Raw genomic sequence first — 4,196 nt, forward strand, 5'->3', positions numbered from 1 at the left:
GGCGACATTCAGGATGCCACGGATCTTGTTGACCACCATGGTTGCCAGCGCATCACCGTCGAGGTCTTCGGCGATGATGAGCAGCGGACGGCGGGTCTGCATCACTTGCTCAAGAATGGGCACCAAATCGGCAGCCGAGCTGACTTTCTTCTCGTAGAAGAGAATAAAGGCGTTCTCGAAGATGCCTTCCATGCGCTCGGTGTCGGTGACGAAGTAGGGGGAGACGTAGCCCTTGTCGAACTGCATTCCCTCAACCACTTCGAGCGTCGTCTCGCGGCCACGGGACTCCTCGACCGTGATCACGCCGTCTTTGCCCACTTTGTCTAGTGCGTCGGCGATGATCTCACCGATCTCTTTGTCGTTGTTGCCGGAGATGGCGGCGACTTGAGCAACCATCTCGCCATCAACGGGGATTGCGTTGGCCTTGAGCGCGGCGACAGCCACTTCCACGGCCTTGTCAATACCTTTTTTCACGGACAGCGGAGCGCCACCGGCGGCGACGTAGCGCAGGCCTTCGTTGACGATAGCCTGGGCCAGAACGGTTGCCGTCGTGGTGCCATCACCGGCGATGTCGTTGGTCTTGCTGGCGACTTCTTTCACGAGCTGAGCGCCCATGTTCTCGAACTTATCTTCCAGCTCGATCTCTTTGGCGACCGTGACGCCGTCTTTGGTGATTGTGGGGGAGCCCCACTTCTTCTCAATGACCACGTTGCGGCCACGAGGCCCGAGGGTCACTTTCACCGCGTTGGCGACCGCATTGGCCCCACGCTCAAGGGCGCGCCGTGCCGCCTCATCAAAAAGCAGTTCTTTACTTGCCATAGTGTCTTATCCCTTAATTGCGTAGATCTGGTCCTCGTCGAGGATGATCACGGTCTCATTGTTGAGCTTGAATTCAGTGCCGCCGTACTTACTATAGATAACGGTATCACCGACTTTGACGCTGAGGGCGTTGCGCTCTCCGCTGTCGAGAATGCGGCCATTGCCTGCCGCGATTACAGTGCCTTCAGTCGGCTTGGTCTTTGCCGTGTCGGGGAGGTAGATACCGCCCGCCGATTTTTCATCGGACTCAGACGGTTTAACCACGACTTTGTCACCTAGGGGTCGAATTGTCATGCGTTGTTCTTTCACGCCAAAATTAGCAGTCTTGGCTTTAGAGTGCCAACGGAAATTATACCGAGTGTCACAAAAAAGTCAAGAGATTTTCGGAGGTTTTCGCAGGAGAGAGGGACAAGAGAGGGAATAAGACAAGTCTGAAAAATTGCGGCGTGTATTAATTTTTCATCTTTAGCGATTATAATAGCGGGAGCGGCTCTGGCCGTGCCCGATCTTATACTGTTTTCGAGGAGCCTGAACAATCGTGTCTCATCGTTTTTCCGCCGCTGCTGCGGCGCTTGCACTGATCTTGCCTGCCGTTGCGCTTGCACAACAACCGCCCACCCCTCCGGCAGGGGGCAGGCCTCAGGGAGGCCCTCCGCCGGGAGCGACCGCTCCCGTGGCTGCTGGTAAACCCAAGCCTTACGCCGAGGTGATCACCAAAGAGGCGAAGTCGGATACCACGGGGCTTTTCAAGACCCACCAAGTGGACGAGAAGTACTACTTCGAGATCCCCAAGTCGGTTCTTGGTAAAGAAGTCATGTGGGTCACCACCACCGAGCGCTCGTCGGCGTTCTATGGCTTTGGCCAAACAGAAGTGCAAGATAGGGTGATTCGCTTCGAGAAGCGCGGCGATAAAGTGCTGATGCGCGGCGTGAGCTACCGCATCCGCGCCAACGAGAACCACGGCGATGTGAAACGTGCCCTAGAGAAAGGCAGTATCGAGCCGATCCTGGGAGTCTACAGTGTCGCGGCCTACGGCGACAGCGAGGCGATGGTCATTGATGCGTCCCCGCTGATCTACTCCAGCCTCTTTGGTGCGAGCTTTGATGCCAGCCGTAGCTTCGTGGAGAGCATGAAGTCCTTCCCCCAGAACGTCCTCGTGAAAGTGACAGGAACCCGTGCGGGCGGCGCTCCTCCCAGCCCCTTTGGGCTTCCGGCGGCAGGAGGAGCAGGCGCGGATACCGTGGTCATTAACCATAACATTGTTTTGTTGCCTGAGAAACCAATGATGCCGCGTCTCTTTGACAGCCGTGTGGGCTGGTTCTCCACGAGCTACCAGGAGCTGGGCGGAACCGAGAATAAAGTCAAAGACGTGACGATTATTGACCGCTGGCGACTCGAAAAGAAAGATCCGAACGCAGCACTCTCCGAGCCGGTAAAGCCGATTACCTACTACCTGGGCTCGGAGATTCCGACCAAGTGGAAGCCGTATATCAAGAAGGGGATCGAGCAGTGGAACGCCGCTTTTGAGAAAGCGGGCTTCAAAAATGCCGTCGTCTGCCGGGACATTCCCACCAAGGACGAAGACCCGGAGTTTGACGACGAGGACATCCGCTACACGGTCGTGCGCTGGCTGCCCTCGGGAGTGGAGAACGCCTACGGCCCGCATCTCTCCGATCCGCGCACGGGCGAGATTCTCAATGGGAGCCCTAAGATATTCCATAATATCCTGAGTTTGATCCAGAACTGGTACTTCGTACAGGCGAGTCACTCCGACCCCCGTGCTCGTAAGCTGCCGTTTCCGGAGGCGCTGACAGGCGATCTGCTGGCCTACGTGGTTACCCACGAGGTCGGGCACACGCTGGGCTTCCCCCACAACATGAAGTCTAGCTCGTCGGTGCCGATCAAGCTGCTGCGCGACCCAAAGTGGACAGCGCAGTGGGGCACGACACCCTCGATCATGGACTACGCGCGCAACAACTATGTCGCGCAGCCCGAGGATAAAGTCACTCAGCTCATGCCCAAGATCGGGGTCTACGATCACTTTGCCGTGGAGTGGGGCTACTCCGTTTTTCCTGGGGCAAAGACTTCCGAGGATGAGAAAACCTACCTCAATGCGATCGCGAACCGTCAGCTCACCAACCCGATGCTGCGCTTTGGCAACCCATCGGGCGACGATCCCGGTCGTCAGACTGAGGATCTGAGCGCCGATGGAGTCGAGGCAACCCGGCTGGGCATGAAGAACCTGGAGCGCACGCTGGGCTGGCTCTCGTCTGCTGTCCTGAAGCCTGGCGAGGATTTCTCCGAGCTGGGAAAGATGTACAGCGAGGTTTTAGGTCAGCGTTCTCTGGAGCTAAGTCATGTTCTAACCATTGTTGGCGGCGTCACCGAGACCGAGTACCATGCCGGGCAGAGTAGCAACCCGAACTACACCCCGGTGTCCAAAGCACGGCAGAAGGCAGCCGTCCAGCTCTTTAACGACTTGGTTTTTACGACGCATTCCTTACTGGTGCACCCTGAGATCACCGGCAAGGCAACGGCAACAGGGATCGTGAGCCGCGTGCTCGGGGAACAGCGCGGTATCATCGGGGGGCTGCTTAGCGACAGCCGCCTCAATCGCTTGGTCGAGTTTGAAGTGACTGCCCCTGCGGCTGCCTATCCGGTTGGGGAGTTTCTGAACGACCTGAAGCGCGGTATCTTCCGCGAGCTGACTCAGCCCAAAATCATGACCGATCTCTACCGTCGCAATCTCCAGCGCACCTACCTAGATGCCCTGGTCAGTAAGCTCGACCCGCCCGCCGCTCTTGTTTCTCCCTTAGGCGGAGCACCGGGAGGACGCCGCAACGCCAACTCTGGCCCACTCTCTGGCGAGGCCAAGCTGCACGTTCGTAGCGCCCTCACCGATATCCTGGCCCTTCTGGCTGCTACTAAGGGCAAGTCGGCGGATCGGGCGACACAGCTCCATATCACGGATTCCTGGAAGCTGATTGACGAGGTGCTGAACCCGAAGAAATAGATTCGCTCCCATGAACGGGAGCGTCTTATTGACGGCTTCGCCGACACAAAGGCCACTTCGGGCCATACCGAGTAAACTCGGCTATGGGCGTTCCGCCCTTTGTGTCCGAGGAACGAGGACAATAAGACGCCCCCGTTCATGGGGGCGAGGAGAAATATGCAAAAAATCATTCTGGCGACACGTAATGCCCACAAGGTCGAGGAGATGCAGCAGCTTCTCCCGGGCCTTGAGCTTTTGCCGCTCCCGGGCGATGCGCCAGACCCGGAAGAAACCGGCGCGACATTTTTGGAAAACGCTCGCATCAAGGCACTCTCCGCCGCGCAGCACACGGGGCTTCCCGCGCTGGCCGATGACAGTGGCATCT

4 protein-coding genes are annotated in these 4,196 nt (G+C 57.9%); 2 read left to right on the forward strand and 2 right to left on the reverse strand.

Going from position 1 to position 4,196, the window contains the following annotated elements:
• Both groEL and ACH2EH_RS14250 read right to left on the reverse strand, forming a co-directional pair.
• Nucleotides 1-819: chaperonin GroEL (gene groEL / locus ACH2EH_RS14245; protein WP_395142709.1), on the reverse strand; the 819-nt coding region annotated here is incomplete at its 3' end.
• A 6-nt stretch (nt 820-825) separates the two neighbouring features.
• On the reverse strand, nt 826-1,113 hold the full coding sequence (locus ACH2EH_RS14250) for a co-chaperone GroES (RefSeq protein ID WP_309691002.1): 288 nt from the start codon (nt 1,111-1,113) through the stop codon (nt 826-828).
• A gap of 244 nt (nt 1,114-1,357) precedes the next feature.
• On the opposite strand from ACH2EH_RS14250, the gene ACH2EH_RS14255 reads away from it, so the two are divergent.
• Complete coding sequence (locus tag ACH2EH_RS14255) at nt 1,358-3,832, forward strand: zinc-dependent metalloprotease (RefSeq protein WP_395142710.1); 2,475 nt, start codon at nt 1,358-1,360, stop codon at nt 3,830-3,832.
• A gap of 156 nt (nt 3,833-3,988) precedes the next feature.
• Nucleotides 3,989-4,196 (forward strand): non-canonical purine NTP pyrophosphatase (locus tag ACH2EH_RS14260; RefSeq protein ID WP_395142711.1); only part of this gene is annotated, 208 nt, incomplete at its 3' end.

Source organism: Armatimonas sp., assembly GCF_043760365.1.
In the GTDB taxonomy this organism is placed as follows: Bacteria; Armatimonadota; Armatimonadia; order Armatimonadales; family Armatimonadaceae; genus Armatimonas.

Excerpts from the sequence above, each read along its gene's own strand:
- ACH2EH_RS14250 (WP_309691002.1), bottom strand. The coding sequence starts at position 1,113 with ATGACAATTCGACCCCTAGGTGACAAAGTCGTGGTTAAACCGTCTGAG.